General features: G+C 57.9%; 19 protein-coding genes. 9 read left to right on the plus strand and 10 right to left on the minus strand.

Annotated features, from left to right (window positions below; translation table 11 throughout):
• Nucleotides 1-100: 100 nt before the first annotated feature.
• Together ettA and ACR0M3_RS07975 are read left to right on the plus strand one after the other, a co-directional pair.
• Nucleotides 101-1768 (plus strand): energy-dependent translational throttle protein EttA, encoded by a 1668-nt coding sequence (gene ettA / locus ACR0M3_RS07970; RefSeq protein WP_010442471.1) that lies wholly within the window; start codon nt 101-103, stop codon nt 1766-1768.
• A gap of 79 nt (nt 1769-1847) precedes the next feature.
• Entirely contained in the window at nt 1848-2702 is an 855-nt protein-coding gene (locus ACR0M3_RS07975) for a hypothetical protein (RefSeq protein ID WP_480910169.1), read from the plus strand.
• A 184-nt stretch (nt 2703-2886) separates the two neighbouring features.
• Here the strand turns inward: ACR0M3_RS07975 and ACR0M3_RS07980 are convergent, their stop codons facing one another.
• Nucleotides 2887-3486: an REP-associated tyrosine transposase gene (locus ACR0M3_RS07980; RefSeq protein WP_480910171.1), complete on the minus strand. Its 600-nt coding sequence runs from the start codon at nt 3484-3486 to the stop codon at nt 2887-2889.
• A gap of 136 nt (nt 3487-3622) precedes the next feature.
• Nucleotides 3623-4060, minus strand: coding sequence for a hypothetical protein (locus tag ACR0M3_RS07985; protein WP_480910173.1), 438 nt, complete (start codon nt 4058-4060; stop codon nt 3623-3625).
• 519 nt (nt 4061-4579) lie between these two features.
• Here ACR0M3_RS07985 and ACR0M3_RS07990 point away from each other — a divergent pair.
• The gene (locus ACR0M3_RS07990) at nt 4580-4786 is read left to right on the plus strand and encodes a cold-shock protein (protein WP_209506380.1); all 207 of its coding nucleotides are present in this window, start codon (nt 4580-4582) and stop codon (nt 4784-4786) included.
• A gap of 169 nt (nt 4787-4955) precedes the next feature.
• A complete protein-coding gene (locus tag ACR0M3_RS07995) occupies nt 4956-5510 on the plus strand; it encodes a L,D-transpeptidase (protein ID WP_209506382.1) in 555 nt (184 codons plus the stop codon).
• 18 nt (nt 5511-5528) lie between these two features.
• Here the strand turns inward: ACR0M3_RS07995 and ACR0M3_RS08000 are convergent, their stop codons facing one another.
• Nucleotides 5529-6155 (minus strand): arylesterase, encoded by a 627-nt coding sequence (locus tag ACR0M3_RS08000; protein ID WP_480910338.1) that lies wholly within the window; start codon nt 6153-6155, stop codon nt 5529-5531.
• 65 nt (nt 6156-6220) lie between these two features.
• On the opposite strand from ACR0M3_RS08000, the gene ACR0M3_RS08005 reads away from it, so the two are divergent.
• Nucleotides 6221-6916: an ABC transporter ATP-binding protein gene (locus tag ACR0M3_RS08005; RefSeq protein ID WP_480773295.1), complete on the plus strand. Its 696-nt coding sequence runs from the start codon at nt 6221-6223 to the stop codon at nt 6914-6916.
• Nucleotides 6913-9441: an ABC transporter permease gene (locus tag ACR0M3_RS08010; protein WP_480910175.1), complete on the plus strand. Its 2529-nt coding sequence runs from the start codon at nt 6913-6915 to the stop codon at nt 9439-9441. Before ACR0M3_RS08005 ends, ACR0M3_RS08010 begins: the two co-directional genes overlap by 4 nt.
• Nucleotides 9442-9443: 2 nt before the next feature.
• On the opposite strand, the gene ACR0M3_RS08015 is transcribed toward ACR0M3_RS08010, so the two are convergent.
• Complete coding sequence (locus tag ACR0M3_RS08015; protein ID WP_267366061.1) at nt 9444-9890, minus strand: RrF2 family transcriptional regulator; 447 nt, start codon at nt 9888-9890, stop codon at nt 9444-9446.
• A gap of 93 nt (nt 9891-9983) precedes the next feature.
• Between ACR0M3_RS08015 and ACR0M3_RS08020 the strand changes: the two genes are divergently transcribed.
• Entirely contained in the window at nt 9984-10553 is a 570-nt protein-coding gene (locus ACR0M3_RS08020) for a gamma-glutamylcyclotransferase family protein (RefSeq protein WP_480910177.1), read from the plus strand.
• 47 nt (nt 10554-10600) lie between these two features.
• On the opposite strand, the gene gltX is transcribed toward ACR0M3_RS08020, so the two are convergent.
• Together gltX and ACR0M3_RS08030 are read right to left on the minus strand one after the other, a co-directional pair.
• A complete protein-coding gene (gltX, locus tag ACR0M3_RS08025; RefSeq protein WP_480910179.1) occupies nt 10601-11926 on the minus strand; it encodes a glutamate--tRNA ligase in 1326 nt (441 codons plus the stop codon).
• Between the two features lie 75 nt (nt 11927-12001).
• Nucleotides 12002-12436 (minus strand): DUF1801 domain-containing protein, encoded by a 435-nt coding sequence (locus tag ACR0M3_RS08030; protein WP_480910181.1) that lies wholly within the window; start codon nt 12434-12436, stop codon nt 12002-12004.
• Nucleotides 12437-12552: 116 nt separating this feature from the next.
• Here ACR0M3_RS08030 and ACR0M3_RS08035 point away from each other — a divergent pair, with 116 nt between their 5' ends.
• Nucleotides 12553-13485 (plus strand): MBL fold metallo-hydrolase, encoded by a 933-nt coding sequence (locus tag ACR0M3_RS08035; RefSeq protein ID WP_480910182.1) that lies wholly within the window; start codon nt 12553-12555, stop codon nt 13483-13485.
• Nucleotides 13486-13489: 4 nt separating this feature from the next.
• On the opposite strand, the gene ACR0M3_RS08040 is transcribed toward ACR0M3_RS08035, so the two are convergent.
• The 3 genes from ACR0M3_RS08040 to ACR0M3_RS08050 all read right to left on the minus strand — a co-directional run bounded on the left by ACR0M3_RS08040 (nt 13490) and on the right by ACR0M3_RS08050 (nt 17149).
• Nucleotides 13490-14821 (minus strand): NAD(P)/FAD-dependent oxidoreductase, encoded by a 1332-nt coding sequence (locus ACR0M3_RS08040; RefSeq protein ID WP_480483250.1) that lies wholly within the window; start codon nt 14819-14821, stop codon nt 13490-13492.
• Between the two features lie 136 nt (nt 14822-14957).
• A complete protein-coding gene (locus ACR0M3_RS08045) occupies nt 14958-15182 on the minus strand; it encodes a hypothetical protein (RefSeq protein WP_480910184.1) in 225 nt (74 codons plus the stop codon).
• A 308-nt stretch (nt 15183-15490) separates the two neighbouring features.
• Nucleotides 15491-17149, minus strand: coding sequence for an NAD+ synthase (locus ACR0M3_RS08050; RefSeq protein ID WP_480910186.1), 1659 nt, complete (start codon nt 17147-17149; stop codon nt 15491-15493).
• Nucleotides 17150-17302: 153 nt separating this feature from the next.
• Between ACR0M3_RS08050 and ACR0M3_RS08055 the strand changes: the two genes are divergently transcribed.
• Complete coding sequence (locus ACR0M3_RS08055) at nt 17303-18784, plus strand: MORN repeat-containing protein (RefSeq protein ID WP_480545929.1); 1482 nt, start codon at nt 17303-17305, stop codon at nt 18782-18784.
• 4 nt (nt 18785-18788) lie between these two features.
• Here the strand turns inward: ACR0M3_RS08055 and ACR0M3_RS08060 are convergent, their stop codons facing one another.
• Complete coding sequence (locus ACR0M3_RS08060; RefSeq protein WP_480545928.1) at nt 18789-19454, minus strand: SDR family NAD(P)-dependent oxidoreductase; 666 nt, start codon at nt 19452-19454, stop codon at nt 18789-18791.
• Between the last annotated feature and the right edge of the window lie 73 nt (nt 19455-19527).

The raw sequence follows: 19527 nt of genomic DNA on the forward strand, positions 1-19527 counted from the left end.
GCAGATACGGGACGAAATTCACAAAACCACCAGCTTGCCCCGCCCGCCCCGCTCGGATATCCAGCGTTTCAACCCAATTTCCCGACCCAGAGGACGCGACATGGCCGCCTATCAATATGTCTACCACATGCAGGGTGTCTCCAAGACCTATCCCGGTGGCAAGAAGTGCTTTGAAAACATCCACCTCAGCTTTCTGCCCGGCGTGAAAATCGGTGTTGTCGGCGTCAACGGCGCCGGTAAATCGACGCTGATGAAGATCATGGCCGGCCTCGACACCGACTTCACTGGCGAGGCTTGGGCGGCCGAGGGTGCCAAGGTCGGTTACCTGCCGCAGGAACCGCAATTGGATGAATCGCTCACCGTCCGCGAAAACGTGATGCTGGGCGTGGCTGCGAAAAAGGCCAAGGTCGACCGTTTCAACGAAATCGCCATGGAGATCGCCGAGAATTACTCGGACGAGCTGATGGAGGAAATGACCACCCTGCAAGACGCGATCGACGCGGAAAACCTCTGGGACCTCGACAGCCAGATCGACGTGTCGATGGAGGCGCTGCGCTGCCCGCCGGACGATGCCAACATCGCCAACCTCTCAGGTGGTGAGAAACGCCGCGTGGCGCTCTGCAAGCTGCTGCTCGAAGCGCCCGACATGCTGCTCCTGGACGAACCGACCAACCACCTGGACGCCGAAACCATCGCATGGCTGCAACAGCACCTGATCGACTACAAGGGCACCATCCTGATCGTCACCCATGACCGTTACTTCCTGGATGACATCACCGGCTGGATCCTCGAACTCGACCGCGGCCGCGGCATTCCTTACGAGGGCAACTACTCCGCATGGCTGGAACAAAAGGCCAAACGGCTGGAGCAGGAAGCCCGCGAGGACAAGTCCAAGCAGAAGACCCTGCAACGCGAATTGGAATGGATGCGCCAAGGCCAAAAGGCCCGTCAGGCCAAATCCAAGGCCCGGATCAACGCCTATAACGAGCTGGCCGAACAGTCCGAACGCGAAAAGCTGACCCGCGCCCAGATCGTCATTCCCAACGGCCAGCGTCTTGGCGGCAAGGTGATCGAGGTCGAGGGCCTGTCGAAACACATGGGCGACAAGCAACTGATCGAAGGGCTGGATTTCGCCTTGCCCCCCGGCGGCATCGTCGGCGTCATCGGCCCCAACGGTGCCGGTAAATCGACGCTGTTCAAGATGCTCACCGGTCAGGAACAGCCCGACAGCGGCACCATCACGCTGGGCGACACGGTCGAGCTGTCTTATGTCGACCAGTCCCGCGACGACCTGAAAGACAACGACACCGTGTGGGAGGCGATCACCGGCGGCGCCGAGATCATCCAGCTGGGCGACGCGCAGGTAAATTCCCGCGCCTATTGCTCGTCCTTCAACTTCAAGGGCGGCGACCAGCAGAAAAAGGTCTCGCTGCTCTCTGGCGGTGAACGCAACCGCGTCCACATGGCCCGCCTGTTGAAAGAGGGCGGCAACGTCCTGCTGCTCGACGAACCCACCAACGACCTTGACGTCGAAACCCTGCGCGCACTGGAAGACGCGCTGGTCGATTTCGCCGGCTGCGCTGTTGTGATCTCACACGACCGCTTCTTCCTCGACCGGATTTGTACGCATATTCTGGCGTTCGAGGGCGATGCCCATGTGGAGTGGTTCGAGGGCAACTTCGAGGATTACGAAGAGGATAAGAAGCGGCGGTTGGGACCAGACGCGCTGGAGCCCAAGCGGTTGAAGCATAAGAAGTTTGCGCGGTAGCGCATCCTCATTCGATTGCAAAGTTTGGGACTATCTATGCATTGTCACTTAGTAGCACACACAGAGTGGGGTATGTAAGTTGATCGATAAAAAAGAAGTATGTGGCATAGTTATGCCGATATCCGAGTGCGACGGGCGCCCTTCATCCCATTGGGCTGACGTGTTGGATATTTTGGAAACCGCTGCCGACGAAGCAGGGTTTTCGGCAAGATTGGTGAGTGACACCTTTGAGACTAATTTAATTCACAAAGAGATACTTCAGAATATCTACAACGACAAAATTATTATATGCGATGTGAGTGGTCGAAACCCCAATGTTTTTTTTGAGTTGGGAATACGTATGGCAACGCAGCTACCGACGGTAATAATCAAAGACGATAAAACAGTATATCCGTTTGATACTGCACCAAACAGGTACATCGAATACCCAAGGGATTTACGTCACCCCGCGATGGAGAAATTCAAGGCAGAGTTGATTAAGACATTAAACAACACTGCCCAACACGGAAAAGACAAAAGCTTTATTGGGCAACTTGGTCCTTTCCACATCCCTGATGTTGAAAGCACTAAATTACCAGCGAGTGAAATAATTTTGGAACGTTTAGATCGTTTAGAACGATCAATTTCCAATACAGCATCGGACCGCGACGCCGAGAGAAATCAGTCCCTATTCCGCAACCAAAAAGAGAGAATAATTTTCAGAAATCTTGGTGATGACTCTGCCCTAGCCTGTGTAAAGGGCATTGGCATAACTCAAGTCGAAAACGGAGTTCGAGATTTTTTAGACACAATCTCCCATAGTGACGAATTCGATTTTGAAATTGAAGAAATGTCACCTTTGCACGTGCATGTTAGACTGAATGGAAGGCGCGCAATTTCACGCGCTGCGCAATCGATCTTCAGAAGATCAATTTTTGATGCGATCCCATTCTAGCACATGTAGGATGAGCACTCGCTCCCCTCACGCCAACTGGTAGGCCGGGCTTCAGCCCGGCACCCCTCGAAACACCCACACTTTTACCAACATACGCCGATGAATGGCCTCAAAACCCTTCAATCGCCTCAAGGGAAATGGTGGATGCCGGGCTGAAGCCCGGCCTACGGGGGTGTTCTTTGTATCACGGCTCTCCGAACGCGCCGTCCATCACACCACCGCTCCATTCCGGATCAACCCGACCTGCGCGGATATGACGATGGATCGACGAAAACGGCCAATCGGTCGGGCGCGCCACCAACCCGTGCTTGACCGGGTTCCCCCAACAATACGCCATGTGATTGCGGTAATCCCGTTCGTCACGAATGGTATGTTCCCAAAACCGACGCTGCCAAACCGCCCCTTCGCGTTTGTTGGTCCGTAGGCCGGGCTTCAGCCCGGCATATCTGCCAAAGGTCACAACAGGTAGGTGCGTGAGTTCGGGTGCCGGGCTGAAGCCCGGCCTACGGTTTGTCTTGTTCACGCGCATGGTGAACCGCGCTTTGATCGCACCCCACCGCGTGGAATAATCCGCATCGCCCGGCGGCAAGGTCCACACCGCGTGCAGATGATCGGGCAACACCACAAACGCATCGCACCAAAACGGACGCTCCCGCTGCGCTTCGGCAAAAGCCGCGCGCAGATGTGCAACCTCGCGGATCAACAGGTCCGATGACCGGTCGGCCAGCGAAACCGTAAAGAAATATCTGGCTCCGGGAATGCGGACGCGGCGATAATCACTCATGCGCGCAAGGTGGCGCAGGTATGACTACCAAGTGGTTAACACACACGCCTTTGCAGGCCATTGCCGCAGGTCGGCAGGTCCACCAACCTTCGGTGTCCCATATCACAGCATTCAAGGATGATTGCAGGCGCGGCGCTTACCCGAACCGGTTGCCACGCAGCCGCCCGACACCAAACAGCCCTGTCAGCGCCCCAACCAGCAGCAGCCAACTGGCCGGAAGCGGCACGGCCGAGACGTTCACGTACACCGGCGCTTCTTCGGACCCGGGCTCATTGCACCACAGCTCGCAGAACTCGGGCCCTGATTCTTCCACGACCTCCGTCCGTTCAGCCAGAATCTCGGGCAAACGCTTGGGTCCTCCAAGCTCGACAAGACGACGACGTCTTTCATTACGGCGCGGATTCTCTTTCGCGAAGACCGGTGCCTTCATCTCGTGTTCAAACTCGAACATGTTGTAGAATTTGAGCCCGCCTTCACGCGCGCCCGGCATCGAACCCTCTGTCCCATATGGAATGGTCAGGGCCTGCGCGGCTCCGGCCCAGCACAACAAGGTTATCGTACAGACAACTTTCATATCCGCCCCCACAGCTGCCTGAAAGTATAGCACCGGATCGCAGATTTTCCAAACATAGTGATTGATGAATAATAACCGTCAGTTGTGAGAAGACCCCCCGCTCAACCGGCCAGAATGACGCTGGTCCTGACCACGTGCCTGCAACCAAAAAGTGTCACTCTCCCGCGCAGGCATGGCATGTGGTGACCGCTCCGCATGGCCGACCGGAAAAGTGTGGGTCCGGGTTTTTCACTACCGTCGCGTATCAACAGACAGGGTGATCAGAGCACCCGGGATGCCATCAAACGGTGTCAAATCCGTCAGCGGATTCTTGTACAAATAGGGCTTTCTGCCCTCTGGCCCCTGTACAATCCGTACAAACCACTCTTGCCACAGGCTTGCCTCAATGCCATATGCAAGGTGCTAACGTTTTTCTATTTCGACCTACTGTCTCCTTCTACGGCGCTCAGTCTATCGATCCAGACCTACGACGCCAGGCTGCCGCAACTCCGTGGGCAGCACCAAACAGGAGACACGGATATGCCAGCAGGCACCGTAAAATGGTTCAACACCACCAAAGGCTACGGCTTTATCGCGCCCGAAGATGGCGGCAAGGACATCTTCGTCCACATCTCGTCCGTCGAACGCTCGGGCCTGACCGGTCTGGCCGACAACCAGAAAGTCACGTACGAACTGCGTTCGGGTCGTGACGGCCGCGAGAGCGCCGACAACATCCAGCTTGCATAAGCGCTTGAAAGGGTGAGGGAAATCCCTCACCCTTTTGTTCATCCGCTGCCGTTTCAGGTGGCCGATTGATCACATCACGGATGCGTGATGCTTGCCCCAGAATTGACCAAATAACATATCATGATGAAACTGGTTCTTGGGTTTCATTGGTCAATTGATGAGGGTTTCGATGTTTACACGCCGAGTTTTTCTGGCCGGAACAGCAGCCACGCTGCTGCCGGGCATCGCCAGCGCCAAGAAAGCGGTCGAGTATGATCCGACACCGCAATTCGTGCGCATCAAAAAGCAGTTCCTGCCCGGGCAGCTGCTGGTCGCCCCCCGTTCATTCTATCTTTACTATGTCACCGAACCACGCAAAGCGATCCGCTATGGCTGCGGCGTCGGCAAGGCAGGTCTGGAATTCACCGGCACCGCTACCATCGATGTGAAGAAGGAATGGCCGACCTGGCGCCCGACCCAAGAGATGATCCAACGCGATCCGGTGGCCTACGCAAAATTCAAGGACAATGACTATGTCCAGCCGGGAGGTGGGGATAACCCCCTCGGCGCGCGCGCGATGTATTTGTTCCAGAACGGTGTCGATACCTATTTCCGAATCCACGGCACGACACAGCCACAAACCATAGGCAGGGCGGTGTCAAACGGGTGTATTCGGATGCTGAATGAACATGTCATCGATCTGTATAACCGGGTCCCCATCGGAACGGTTGTTACGGTCGTCTGATCGCTATCACGGGGATGGCTAACCTTCCCCGCCCGCCTGCGTCACGAGTTGCAGCACGGACGGACCCATTGCGTCGACGATCTTCGCCACCCCTGCCGCATTTGGATGAATGCCGTCCGATTGCATGAAGTGCGATACGGCCGCGGGGTCGCCCTCCGCTGCAAGCCCCTCGAAGAAACTGCTGAAAAACAGGACTTCAAACTCCTGCGCCAGCGCAGGGTACATGCCATCGAATGCCCGCTTGTATTCAGCACCGTAGTTGCCCGGCGCCTGCATTCCGATCAACAAGACAGGAACCTTCGCATCGCGTGCAACCTCAAGGATCTTGCGCAGATTGGCTTGCGAAACAGCAGGATCGATCCCGCGCAACACGTCATTCCCGCCTAAGGCAACGATCATTCCGTCCACATCGGGTGTCAGGGTCCATTCCACCCGTGCGGCACCACCCGCCGTTGTATCGCCCGAGACACCGGCGTTGATAACCCGGACATCTGCGTCCTGCGCCTGTAGCCAACGGTCAAGCTGGGGAACAAACCCGTTCTCTTCCACCAGCCCGTAGCCTTGCGTCAGCGAATCCCCAAGGGCTGCAATCGCCACCTGTTCGGCTGTGGCCGCAAAACCGCAGAACACAAATGGGCTTGCCATCAAAACCTTGCGCAATACGGTGATCACTCCATATCCCAAAAACCGCTCCTTTATCGGGAAGACCCATGACGCCTGCTGTTCTCGCTCTTCAGAATGCCGCTTTATCGCTGGATGGCAATGCCGGGCGGGTCGATATTTTGCATGACATTACATTGACCGTGAACAGGGGGGAAACGCTGGGGCTGATCGGGCCATCGGGGTCGGGAAAATCGTCGCTGTTGATGCTGATGGGTGGGTTGGAACAGGCAACAAGCGGTCAAATCTTGGCCTTGGATCAGAATTTGACAAGCATGGACGAGGACGCCCTGGCGCGGTTTCGGCGCGACAACATGGGCGTGGTGTTTCAGAATTTCCACCTGATCCCAACGATGACCGCGTTGGAAAACGTGGCGACACCACTGGAACTGGCAGGGCACAAAGATGCGTTCGACCGGGCCGAAACTGAACTGAATGCCGTGGGATTATCGCATCGCCGCGATCATTACCCAGCACAGTTGTCGGGTGGCGAGCAGCAACGAGTTGCCCTGGCGCGCGCATCGGCACCACGCCCCAAGATCTTGCTGGCGGACGAACCGACCGGGAACCTGGACGAGACAAACGGTGCCGCGATCGTTGATCTGCTGTTCGGGCTTCGGCGTAAATATGAAGCGACGCTGGTTCTTGTGACGCACAGCCGTTCACTGGCTGAACGATGTGACCGGGTGATCCGGCTGCGCGACGGCAGGATTGCCGACGAGATACGGCAGGAGGCCGCAGAATGAGCCTTCGGCTTGCCGCGCGGCTGGCCCGTCGAGAGCTGCGCGGGGGCCTGCGCGGGTTTCGCATCTTTCTGGCTTGTCTGGCCTTGGGCGTCGCAGCCATCGCAGCCGTCGGATCGGTGCGTCATGCGATTCAGACCGGGCTGACCCGCGAAGGGGCATCACTGTTGGGCGGCGATGCCGAGCTTGAGTTCACTTATCGTTTTGCCACTGAGGCCGAGCGCCTCTGGATGCAACAGGCATCCGAGCAGGTGTCCGAGATTGTCGATTTCCGCTCGATGGCGGTTGTACCCCGCGACACCGGGCCGGAACGTGCGCTGACCCAGGTCAAATCTGTGGATAAGGCTTACCCGCTGGTCGGATCGGTCAAACTTGAGCCGGACATCACGCTGAGCGACGCCCTGAACGGCAGGGCCGGATTACCCGGTGCCGTTATGGAACCTGTTCTGATCGACCGGCTTGGTTTGTCGGTCGGTGATCACTTCGCGCTAGGCACGCAAGAGTTCATTCTGATGGCCGAACTTCGGAATGAACCCGACAGCGCCGCGGCTGGTTTTGCCTTGGGGCCACGTACAATGGTGCGTACCGAAGCGTTGCAGGCATCTGGCCTGCTGGAACCCGGAACGCTTTTTTCGACCAGGTACCGGCTGACCTTGCCCCAAGACGCGAACCTGTCGGAGGTGGCCGCACGTGCCAGCGCGGCGCTTGAAGGCTCGGGGATGCGCTGGAGCGACGCGCGCAACGGCGCGCCGGGCATATCGGAATTCGTCAACCGCCTGAGTGCCTTTCTGGTCCTTGTCGGGTTGTCGGGGCTTGCCGTCGGTGGCATCGGTGTGTCCGCCGCCGTACGGGCCTATCTGAGCCAGAAAACGGAAACCATTGCGACATTGCGGACATTGGGCGCGGATCGCTCCACCATTTTTCAAACTTACATGATTCAGATCGGGGTGCTGTCCCTGACTGGCATTGTAATTGGGCTGGTACTGGGCGGGATGGCACCGCTTTTGCTGGCACCGCTGCTGGAATACCAGTTGCCCGTTCCAGCAGTGTTTTCTCTGTATCCGCAACCGCTGATAGAGGCTGCGCTTTATGGCCTGCTGACAGCATTTCTTTTCACGCTCTGGCCGCTGGCCAGAACCGAAGATGTGCGCGCCGCAACCCTGTTTCGCGATGCGCTGAGTGCGGCTCGTCCCATCCCACGCGCAATTTACGTCGTGGCAAGCGGGATTGGATTGGCGTCCCTGATCGCGATTGCGTCCTGGTTCAGCGGCTCAACGCGCCTAACCCTGTGGACCAGCGGCGGACTTGCGGGCGCACTGATCCTGCTGGCGCTCGCAGCCCATGCCATTCGCAAACTGGCACGGGCTGGGACACCTTTGGCGCGGGGCCGCCCTGCCCTGCGATGGGCTTTGTCCGCCATCTCTGATCCGCGTGAGGGTGCGGGGTCAGTGGTTTTGTCACTTGGTCTGGGTTTGTCAGTGCTGGCGGCGGTTGGGCAGATTGACGGCACGCTGCGCAATGCGATCTCCGGCAATCTGCCGGATGTCGCGCCCTCATATTTCTTTGTCGATATTCAAAAAGACCAGATGCCGGGTTTTACCGAACGGCTGCAAACCGATCCGGCTGTCAGCCGCATTGAAAGCGCACCAATGCTGCGGGGGATCATCACTCAGATAAACGGCCGCCCCGCGCGCGAGGTAGCAGGAGATCATTGGGTACTAGAGGGAGACCGCGGCGTCACCTATTCAGCCGTCCCCCCGAAAAATACGCGGGTGACAGCGGGGGAATGGTGGGCAGAGGATTATTCTGGTGCACCACAGATCAGCTTTGCAGCCGAAGAAGCCGAAGAGATGGGTCTGAAACTCGGAGATCAGATAACTGTCAACATCCTGGGGCGGGATATCACCGCAGAGCTGACCTCAACCCGAGAGGTGGATTTTTCCACAGCGGGTATGGGTTTTGTCATGTCGATGAACCCGTCGGCACTGGCGGGCGCGCCACACAGCTTTATTGCGACGGTATATGCAGAAGAACAGGCCGAGGCCGCCATTCTGCGAGATCTTGCAGGCCAGTTCCCCAACATCACGGCCATCCGAGTGCGCGATGCCATTCACCGGGTTTCGGGCCTTTTGGCAGGAATCGCCGCCGCAACCTCGTATGGCGCGGGCGTGTCGTTATTGACCGGATTTCTGGTTCTGATCGGGGCGGCAGCCGCCGGTGAACCCGCCCGCAGATACGAGGCGGCAATCCTCAAGACGTTGGGGGCTGACCGTAGCCGCATCCTGCGCAGTTTTGGGCTGCGCTCGGTCTTGCTGGGCGCCGCGGCGGGCTGCGTCGCCTTGCTGGTCGGCATCCTGGGCGGCTGGGCTGTGGCCACGTACATCTTCGACACAGGTTTTACTGTGATCTGGTCTTCGGCCTTTGGCATTGTTCTGGCCGGTATCGGCGTTACGCTCTGCGCAGGTTTCGCCTTCGCACTGCGCCCTCTCTCGGCCCGGCCAGCCCGCATTTTGCGGGCCAGCGACTAAGGTCAGCGTACGCAGGCCACAGGCTGCAACAGCTTCAGCAACGGGTCGTTGTCACAAACCAGCGCATCCAACGACACTTCGTCCAGAGACGCATAAAAAACTTCCGCCGCATCCTGTAATGCCAGCCGCAGCCTACAGGCATCGGTCAAAGGACAGGTGTTATCCGCATCCGCAAAACACTCGGCGATGGGCAAGGCCCCTTCGACATGCCGAAACACCGCGCCGATCCGGATTTGGCTTGCCGGGCGCGCCAACGACATACCGCCGTTGCGGCCGCGCTGAGTGCTCAGGTAATTCAACTGGCTTAACTGGTTGATCACCTGAGCCAGATGGTTTTCCGAGATGTTGCAGACTTCGGCGATCTCGGCTTTGGTGACCAGCCGGTCCGGGTGTGCGGCGCAATACATCAACAGGCGCACAGCGATATTCGTCCGTTTGGTAATCCGCATGAGGGCCTCCCTGAATAAAAGATGAAGCCTTATTGCATGTCGCGGAAAAAAGCGGTTTGACATACATCAATCGACCCAAAGGACACCTCTCGCATGGCCGACCCCTATTTCTTTGGCTATGGAAGCCTTGTGAACCTCGCCACACATGATTTCCCCGACCCCCGCCCGGCAAAGCTGAAGGGCTGGAAACGCGCATGGCGTCATACCGATCTGCGCCCGGTCGCGTTCCTGACAGCTGTCCCAGACCCGGAGTCTGAAATTGAGGGAATGATCGCGCATGTCCCAAAGAACGACTGGGCCGCACTGGATGAACGGGAATGGGCGTACGACCGAATTCCTGCGACGCATTCGATTTCACATCCACTGACACATGAAGTTGAAATTGCGGTCTACGCCGTCCCGCAGGATCGGCATAACGAGCCCAGCAACCACCACCCCCTGCTACTCAGCTACATCGATGTTGTTGTTCAGGGTTACTTGCGGGCGTTCGGAGAATACGGCGCGGATCGTTTCTTTGAGACGACAACCGGCTGGAACGCCCCGATCTTGAATGATCGCGCCGAACCGCGCTATCCGCGCCACCAGCAACTCAAACCTGCTGAGCGTGATTTTGTCGATGACCGCCTGACCAGTTTGTCGGTTCGGATTGAGCAGCCGGCATAAAAAGGGTCGCGCCTGGGCACGACCCTTTTTGCTGGAATAGTAGCGGTTTACCCGCGCGCGCGGATCACCTGCAGCAACGGCAGCAACGCAGCCATTTCCGGGCCACGCTCTGCACCTGTCAACGCCTTGCGCAGCGGCATGAACAGACCTTTCCCCTTGCGGCCTGTCGCCTCTTTCACGGCATTGGTCCAGGTCCCCCAGGTGTCGCCATCAAACGGGCCTTCGGGCAGCAGCGACATGGCCTGAGCGATGAATTCGCGATCTTCATCCGCAACCAACGGCTCAGCACCATCGCGGCACAGATCCCACCACCCTTTGAGGTCGGCCAAAGTGGTGATGTTTTCCCGCGCCATGGCCCAGAACGGTTCAGCCAGTTCGGCTGGCACCCCGGCATCCGCGACAGCTCCGGCCACATTCGCCAGCGGCAGCGATTGCAGGTATTTGGCGGTCAGCGGGAACAGGTCCTGCACGTCGAACTTGGTCGGCGCGGCACCAAACCGGCTCACGTCAAAGCCATCGATCAACTCGGCCATATCCGAGCGCAGCTCGACCGGATCGGACGAACCCAGACGCGCCATCAGGCTCAGCAGTGCCATCGGCTGCACACCCTGTTCACGCAGATCGCGCAGGGCCAGCGTACCAAGGCGTTTCGACAGTGCTTCGCCCTGCGGGCCGGTCAGCAGCGAGTGATGCGCAAAGCGCGGGCAATCCCCGCCCAGTGCATTGATGATCTGAATCTGGGTCGCAGTGTTGGTCACGTGGTCCGAGCCGCGCACGACATCTGTCACGCCCATTTCGGTGTCATCCACCACCGACGCAATCGTATAAAGAACCTGCCCATCACCTCGGATCAGCACCGGATCAGAGACCGAGGCCGCATCGATCGAAATGTCGCCCAGAATTCCGTCGGTCCACTCGATCCGTTCGTGATCCAGCTTGAAACGCCAGACACCGTTGCCACGTTCCGCGCGCAAGGCATCCTTCTCGGCATCCGACAGGTTCAGCGCGGCGCGGTCATAAACCGGCGGCTTGCCCATGTTCAGCTGTTTCTTGCGCTTCAGGTCCAGCTCGGTCGGCGTCTCAAACGCTTCATAGAACCGCCCCATCGCGCGCAACTTGTCAGCCGCTTCGGCGTAGCGGTCCAAACGCTCGGATTGACGCTCGACACGATCCCAGTGCAAACCCAGCCATTCAAGATCCTGTTTGATGGCATCGACATATTCCTCTTTCGAGCGTTCGGGGTCGGTGTCATCGATGCGCAGGATGAACGTACCACCCGCCTTGCGGGCGATCAGATAGTTCATCAGGGCGGTGCGCAGGTTGCCCACATGGATGTAACCGGTGGGCGACGGGGCAAAACGGGTGGTTGTCATGGGTGTCTCCTGTTGGCGCGGCTCTTGTCACATGGGCGCGTTTTTGTCCAGCCGCCGCTTGATCCATCAGGTGATTCAACGCGGTTCCACGGGCCATATCCTGCCAAGGTCGTCCAACCCGGCGCGGATGAGTTCCGACAGAACCTGCATGTCGATATCCGCCAGCGTGTTCACATACAGGCAGGACTTTCCCAGCTTGTGCTTGCCCAACCGGGCCAGAATGCCGCTAAAATCCGCGTAACCCGGCATGATATAGATCACCAGCGCCGACTTGCGCGGGGAAAATCCGGTTGCAAGAAAATCGCCCTCTCGGCCCGAGGCGTAGCGATAGTGATAACGGCCATACCCTATCATCGACGGGCCCCACATGACCGGATCAAACCCGGTGGTGGCCCGAAACAGTTCATCCAGAGCGCGCGCCTCCTCGGCCCGACGTTCTGATTGGACCGAATTAAGGAAGTCTTCTACACTTTGATCTGTTGGAACGGTTTTGTTCTGCGATCGCGACATGAACAAAAATTAACACGTATTGTTCATCCATGCACCCTACGTGGATGTCGTAACATCTGGTCAGAATCTCACACCGTTCTAGTTTTTCTAAAGGTGTTCTGACAGGGAGAACGATAATGACAATCAAACTTACGCGCCGCGCCGCCTTGGGAACTGCTGCCGCCTTACCGTTTGCCACAACAGCAGCGCCGGTTTTGGCCGCAGGCTCTGACGCCAAGGCCAACTCGACCATCGCCAAATCCTTCAAGGTCGGCGACTTTACCGTCACGACCCTGCTGGATGGCAGCCTGCCGCGTGACGGCGCCAAGGATATCTTTGGCGGTGGCGCGTCTGATGAAGACTTTGCAAAGGTTTCGGCTGAGAACTTTATTCCCGCCGACACTGCCCAGTTCTTCTTTACCCCCTCACTGGTCAACACCGGATCGGAACTGGTGTTGTTCGACACCGGTCTGGGGCAAGGCGGCATTCAAGCCGCTTTGGCCGATGCAGGTGTCAGCCCGGATCAGATCGACGTTGTCGTGATGACCCATATGCATCCAGACCATATAGGCGGCATGACAACGGATGGCGCACCGACCTTTGCCAACGCACGCTATGTGACCTCGGCAACGGAATACGATTTCTGGTCCGCGCAAGAGGCCGGAAACAATGTCGGTGATCTTGTGGCCGCAAAAGTCACGCCGCTGGCCGAGAAGATGAGCTTTATCGGTGATGGAGAGCAAGTGGCGTCGGGCATAACTGCGGTTGCGGCCCACGGCCATACTCCGGGCCATACGGTCTATCATCTGGAAAGCAACGGACAGCGCCTTTTGCTGACAGCGGATTTGGCCAACCATTACGTGTGGTCCTTTGCCCATCCGGAATGGGAGGTTCGGTTTGACATGGACAAGGCCGCCGCAACAGCCGCGCGCCGTAAAGTTCTTGGCATGCTGGCAGCCGACAAGATGCCGATGGTCGGCTATCACATGCCCTTCCCTGCCGCGGGCTTTGTCGAGACACGGGGCGAGGGCTTCCGCTTTGTTCCGGTCAGCTATCAGATGATGGGCTAAGCCCCTAGTAACCCGGATCCGGTCGCACTTTTGAGCCGTCAGTGAACCGAGACAGACGGAACGCGGTCGGATCCACACAAGGGGTTGAATCAGTGACAAGGTCAGCCGTCAGGCGGCCGGCGCCGGGCCCGATGCCAAAGCCGTGGCCGGAAAAACCTGTGGCGATATACATACCCGGCATGTCATCCACGCCCGAGATTACGGGAATGGCGTCGGGGGTAACATCAATCATACCCGCCCAACTTTGGACGATTTCACTGTCCTGCAAGGCAGGGAACCCTTTTCGTGCACTGGCCCAGGCTTGTCGCAAAAACTTCTGCGAAGGTTCAGGATCCAAAACCCGGCACAGCTCGAACGGGGTCACGTCGGTCGGCAACCATTTTCTGTTCTGACGGGCCTCGATAGCCCACTGTTTTGACCAGCGAAAACGCAGGGATTTCCATTCCTGCGCAAAGGCAAAACGAAACTGCAACCCCAGCCGGAAACTGTCTGGCACGATATCGACCGTGTTCTGATGTCCCGACGCGATGGTGTGCCCGCCATCTGCGCGCTTTCGGATCGCAAAATCATCCGACCATAGCGCAGTTTCGGGCCCATCTTTCACCGGAGAGGTCCGCAGAACTGTGTTCAGAACCTTAAGCTGCGGCAGGTTGATACCTGCATTACCCGCAAACAGACGCGACCACGCACCCCCCGCCAAAACCACGCGCCCGCAGGCGACCTTGCCGCGTTCGGTGAATACACCAGCAATACGCCCATCCTGAATGTCCACACTTCGCACAGCGCAGCCTGTCATGATCACAGCACCTAGACGACGTGCGGCTTCGGCAATGGCCGGGGCGGCCCATTGCGGTTCAGCACGCCCGTCCTGCGGCATGTACAGAGCAGATGTCAGGCCGGTTTCGTGCCCGTGCAACAACTCTGCCAACTCGCGTCCCGACACCATTTTTGCCCCGGTCTGCAATCCTTCCACATGGCACATCCAACGCTTCAGGTTGACTTCTCCCCGCTTGCCGGACGCGCCGAAAAGAATGCCGGATTGCGCATAGCCGGTATTGCCATCCAGGCGGGCATCAAGGGTCTGCCAGATCCGCAACGCCTCTTGCATCAGGGGAATTTCGCGGGGGTCACGCATGCCCAAACGCACCCACCCCCAATTGCGCGAGCTTTGTTCAGCTGCAATCTGCCCCTTTTCGCACAAAAGGACGGAAGCGCCGCGTTCAGCCAGTTCCAGCGCGGTTGAAACGCCGATTATGCCGCCGCCAACAACGACAACATCAACAGATTTGGGAAGGGCAAGATCGGATTCTACGGGGTTCGGTTTTGGTGCCGTCATAAATACGCAATACTCTGTCGCCTGAACCCGTATGGGGACCAAGACCCAGAAGTTTGGCAACACGAATTGTCACAACGTCGGCACTATTTTTACGCCTGTGGCCCAGACGCCAATGGCAACGAAAATCCTCAGCACATCACGCTGCGCCGGACAGTTCCGCCCATTTCTGACGCAACATCGCAGTCAGCCCGGTGTCTTTTTGCACGGTCTGCGCGGTTACGTCCTTCTGCGGCAACAAGCTTGGAAACTCAGCCCGAAGCGACGCCGCTGCCTGTTCGTCGGACAGCCGCTGTTCATTCAGGACACCGGCAATCGCCGCTTCCAGCTTTTCCTCATCCAACTCTTGCGGCGGAGATTCCATTGTCCGCCGGGTCAAAAGAGCATGATGCGATCCTTGATATTCCTCATACATGTCAAAACCAAACCATTTACTCAGACATCCCACCCCGGATGCGTCACACTTCATCAAAATCAGCTTGCGACTTTGAGAATTGCGTCGCATCCGCCCCACATAGGGCAAATTTCAAGCTAAAATGTGGCAGAAAGTTGTCAATGCAACAAGTCAAAGGCCGGATTTTGTGCCCGTGGCAGGCCCAAAACGATAAATCGGAAAACAATCAAAAGAAAGGAAACTTTACTGTTTCCAATTTAGCGCGCGAATTGTGGCAATCAGGGGCGATCGCGCCAGCGATTCACAATCGGATACCGCCGATCCAGCCAGAACGCGCGGTTGCTCAGGCGCGTACCGGGGGCGGACTGGAACCGTTTATACTCGCTGATATAGACCAGATGTTCGACCCGCTGTGCATCTGCTTCGTTGTACCCGGCGGCGACGCAATCCGCGATCGATCCGTCCTGATCTACCAGGATCTCAAGTATGCCGTCCAGCACCGGGTAATCCGGCAGGCTATCGCTGTCTTTCTGATCTTCGCGCAGTTCCGCACTGGGCGGCTTGTCGATGACAGAGGGACGGATCACTTCGCCTGCAGGGCCCATCATCCAGTCGCGGTGATTGGCATTGCGCCAGCGGCAGGTTTCGAACACACGGGTCTTGTACAGATCCTTGATCGGATTATAGCCGCCGTTCATGTCGCCATAGATCGTGGCATAGCCCACGGCGACCTCGGATTTGTTGCCGGTGGTCAACAGCATTTCGCCGAACTTGTTCGAGATCGCCATCAACAGCAACCCGCGCAGGCGGGATTGAATGTTTTCTTCGGTCAACCCTTCGTCCAGCCCTGTAAACAACGGGGCCAAAGTACTGGTGACGGCTGCGCGACTGTCCGAGATCGGCACGTGGTCATAATGCACGCCCAGCGCTTTGGCGACCGCCTCGGCATCGTCAAGCGAGGTCTGGCTGGTGTATTCCGACGGCAGCATCACGCAGCGGACATTTTCGGCCCCGATGGCATCGACCGCAATGGTCGCGACCAGCGCGGAATCGACCCCGCCGGACAAGCCCAGCAGCGCCTTTTTGAATCCCGTTTTCCCCATGTAGTCGCGAAGGGACTGCACCATCGCGCGATAATCCTGCTCCCACTCATCCGGTTGGGGCACGATTTCGCCTGATGCGATCCGCCAGCCGTCTTCGCCGCGCTCAAGATCGACTTGCGAGAGCAGCTCGTCAAAAACCGGCATTCGGAACGCCAATTCCCCGCCCGGGTTCAGGCCAAAACTGGCACCATCAAAAACCTGATCATCCTGCCCGCCCACCATATTCAGGTAGATCAGCGGCAGGCCCGTTTCGACCACGCGCGCGACCATGTGGTTCAGTCGCACATCGTATTTATCCCGGAAATAGGGCGACCCGTTGGGGATCAACAAAAACTCGGCCCCGGTTTCCTCCAACGTTTCTGCCACGTCAGGGTGCCAGCTGTCTTCGCAGATCGGGCTGCCAATCCGGAAATTTCCTACCGAATACGGCCCACCCAGTGGTCCCGCATCGTAAAGGCGCACTTCGTCGAACACCGTCTCATTCGGCAAGTGGTGCTTCAGAACCTTGCTGGTGATCCGGCCACCCTTCAGGATCAGGTAGGCGTTGTACAGCTTTCCATCATCGACCCAGGGGCCACCTATGGCAATTGCAGGACCTTCGGCGCATTTTGCGGCCAGCGCTTCGACCGCAGAAATGGCTGCGCGGTGGAATACCGGTTTGAGAACCAGATCCTGCGTGTTGTAGCCGGTGATGAACATCTCGGGGAAAGCCACCAGATTCGCGCCCGCTGCTTTGCCTTGTTCCCATGCCGCAACGGCCTTTGCCGCGTTGCCTTCGATATCGCCAACGGTCGGATTCAGTTGCGCCAGAGTGATGCGGAAACGGTCGGCCATGCTGCCCTCTTGCCTCGTAAGTCCTATTGCCATTTAGCAGATCACCGCGCGAGTAAAAGACCAATGCGGCAAAAGCCGTTGCTCTGCCCGCAACGGTACCTTAGTTTTGCGCAAGAGATATCACCAGCGACGACCGGGCAGACAGGACCAGAAATGAACGTGATCCGAAACTCTATTTTGGCGGCGGGGATGAGCCTGACAGCTGCCACTGCTTTCGCGCAGGACGGGACCGTCATCGTCAAGGATGATGAAGTTGGCGGTGTCTATGAAGGCACTTACGAGAACGGGTTGCGGCACGGGACAGGAACGTATCGGCTGCCGAATGGGTTTGAGTACACGGGGCAGTGGGTAGAAGGCGAGATTCAGGGTCAGGGTACGACACACTACCCCGACGGGTCAGTCTACGAAGGCATGTTCGCCAAGGGTCAGCCCGAAGGGCGCGGCAAGATTATCTATGCCAATGGCAGCAGCTACGAGGGCGATTGGTCCAACGGGTCAATCAACGGCACCGGCATCGCTGAATTCACGAACGGCACGCGCTATGAGGGTGAATTCAGGAACGCCCAGCGACATGGCAAGGGCGTGCTGAGTTTTCCCGACGGATATATCTATGACGGCGACTGGGTCGACGGTGAGCGGCAGGGCAAAGCAAGGATCACCTATGCCGATGGCAGCGTTTACGAGGGCGACGTCAGCGCAGGCATGCGCGATGGCACTGGCACGCAGACGATGCCCGACGGAATGGTGTATTCAGGGGATTGGTCCGGGGACCAGATCACCGGGACGGGCAGCCTGACCTATTCCAATGGCGATGTATACGAAGGCGAACTTCAAGAAGGGCGCCGCCACGGCAAGGGCAAAGTGACCCACGCCCAAGGGGATGTGTACGAAGGCGATTTTGTCGACGACCGTCGCCACGGCAAAGGAACGTTCACCGGAACGGACGGCTTTGTGTATACCGGCGACTGGAACGCCGGGCAGATTGAAGGTCTTGGCGAAGTGACCTATCCGGATGGATCTGTCTATGTCGGCGATTTTGTTGCCGATCTGGCCGAAGGAAACGGCAGCATCACCTATCCGGACGGATCGACCTATGAAGGCGAATGGATCGCGGGTGTTATCGAGGGTCAGGGCACGGCCACCTATACCAATGGTATAATCTACAAAGGCCAATTCAAAAACGCGCAAAGCCACGGCAAGGGTGTGGTTACGCGCGCAGATGGCTCGGTATATGACGGCGACTGGGTTGAAGGCGTGCGTCAGGGCAAAGGCAAGGCGACCTATTCCGATGGCACGGTCTACACCGGTGATTTCCTGAACGGAAAACGGCACGGCAAAGGGGAAATCGTAACCCCTGCCGGGTTCAAGTATACGGGCGACTGGTCGGACGGAAAAATCAACGGCGTGGGTACCGCCACCTACTCGAACGGGGATGTGTATGAGGGCAGCTTTGTCGACAACAAACGGCAAGGCAGTGGGACGATGCGCTATGCCAACGGCCAGGAGGAAAGCGGTGTCTGGGAAAACGGCGTGTTGCCAGATCAGACCTCGGACCAGCAGAGCGACGCTGACACCCCTGCCCCGCAACCCAACCCTGATGCAAATACTGAGGCAACCGGAACCTCGGACGGGTGAAGGCTCACCACGGGACCCGCTTACCGGCCCAATCATAGAACCCTCCGGTATCAGCGAGCGTTAACCCGCGTATCACGTTCAACAGGTTATCGGCGGCGGCTTCAGGTTCGACGGCAGGATGACGACCTAGGTATTTGTTCGTGAACTCTGTTTTTACCGTGCCGGGGTGAAGGGCGACGCAAATCGCCTGTTTATGTGTTCGGGCCAATTCAATTGCGGCGGTATGGACGACCTGATTGACCGCTGCCTTGGCCGCTCGGTAGCTGATCCAACCACCTATCCGATTATCCCCGATTGATCCCACCCGCGCCGAAAGCACCGCGAATACAGATCGTCTTTGTCGCGGCAACAGATGATACGCGTGGCTTAGCACCAATGCCGGCCCAACGGCATTCAACGCAAACTGATCCATCATGGCGTTGGCTGAAATCGCCCGAATGGTCTTTTCCGGCACAGAGCCGTCTATCTCCAAGGCGCCCGAAGCCACCAGAATCAGATCAAACTGACCTGGTAGGTTTTCAAGCTTCAGCATCACCCCGTCCGGATCGGTCAGGTCAAAGCCGTCCTCCGACCGGGACAACCGCGTGACCGAAACGCCCTGCTCAACCAGCCGTCCGGTAACAGCTGCGCCTATCCCGCCAGAAGCACCAATTATCAATGCAGTTTCCATCCATGATCAGCTAGCGGCGCTGTGCAAACAATCAAGGCGGTCGAAACAAGGGCAGTTACCAGAAGTTCGCGTA

It is taken from the genome of Ruegeria sp. O5, assembly GCF_056535105.1.

Bases quoted from the DNA above. Each gene is read 5' to 3' on its own strand.
- ettA (WP_010442471.1), top strand. From the start codon at position 101: ATGGCCGCCTATCAATATGTCTACCACATGCAGGGTGTCTCCAAGACC.
- ACR0M3_RS07980 (WP_480910171.1), bottom strand. From the start codon at position 3,486: ATGAGTGATTATCGCCGCGTCCGCATTCCCGGAGCCAGATATTTCTTT.
- ACR0M3_RS07985 (WP_480910173.1), bottom strand. From the start codon at position 4,060: ATGAAAGTTGTCTGTACGATAACCTTGTTGTGCTGGGCCGGAGCCGCG.
- ACR0M3_RS07990 (WP_209506380.1), top strand. From the start codon at position 4,580: ATGCCAGCAGGCACCGTAAAATGGTTCAACACCACCAAAGGCTACGGC.
- ACR0M3_RS07995 (WP_209506382.1), top strand. From the start codon at position 4,956: ATGTTTACACGCCGAGTTTTTCTGGCCGGAACAGCAGCCACGCTGCTG.
- ACR0M3_RS08000 (WP_480910338.1), bottom strand. From the start codon at position 6,155: ATGGCAAGCCCATTTGTGTTCTGCGGTTTTGCGGCCACAGCCGAACAG.
- ACR0M3_RS08005 (WP_480773295.1), top strand. From the start codon at position 6,221: ATGACGCCTGCTGTTCTCGCTCTTCAGAATGCCGCTTTATCGCTGGAT.
- ACR0M3_RS08010 (WP_480910175.1), top strand. From the start codon at position 6,913: ATGAGCCTTCGGCTTGCCGCGCGGCTGGCCCGTCGAGAGCTGCGCGGG.
- ACR0M3_RS08015 (WP_267366061.1), bottom strand. From the start codon at position 9,890: ATGCGGATTACCAAACGGACGAATATCGCTGTGCGCCTGTTGATGTAT.
- ACR0M3_RS08020 (WP_480910177.1), top strand. From the start codon at position 9,984: ATGGCCGACCCCTATTTCTTTGGCTATGGAAGCCTTGTGAACCTCGCC.
- gltX (WP_480910179.1), bottom strand. From the start codon at position 11,926: ATGACAACCACCCGTTTTGCCCCGTCGCCCACCGGTTACATCCATGTG.
- ACR0M3_RS08030 (WP_480910181.1), bottom strand. From the start codon at position 12,436: ATGTCGCGATCGCAGAACAAAACCGTTCCAACAGATCAAAGTGTAGAA.
- ACR0M3_RS08035 (WP_480910182.1), top strand. From the start codon at position 12,553: ATGACAATCAAACTTACGCGCCGCGCCGCCTTGGGAACTGCTGCCGCC.
- ACR0M3_RS08040 (WP_480483250.1), bottom strand. From the start codon at position 14,821: ATGACGGCACCAAAACCGAACCCCGTAGAATCCGATCTTGCCCTTCCC.
- ACR0M3_RS08045 (WP_480910184.1), bottom strand. From the start codon at position 15,182: ATGGAATCTCCGCCGCAAGAGTTGGATGAGGAAAAGCTGGAAGCGGCG.
- ACR0M3_RS08050 (WP_480910186.1), bottom strand. From the start codon at position 17,149: ATGGCCGACCGTTTCCGCATCACTCTGGCGCAACTGAATCCGACCGTT.
- ACR0M3_RS08055 (WP_480545929.1), top strand. From the start codon at position 17,303: ATGAACGTGATCCGAAACTCTATTTTGGCGGCGGGGATGAGCCTGACA.
- ACR0M3_RS08060 (WP_480545928.1), bottom strand. From the start codon at position 19,454: ATGGAAACTGCATTGATAATTGGTGCTTCTGGCGGGATAGGCGCAGCT.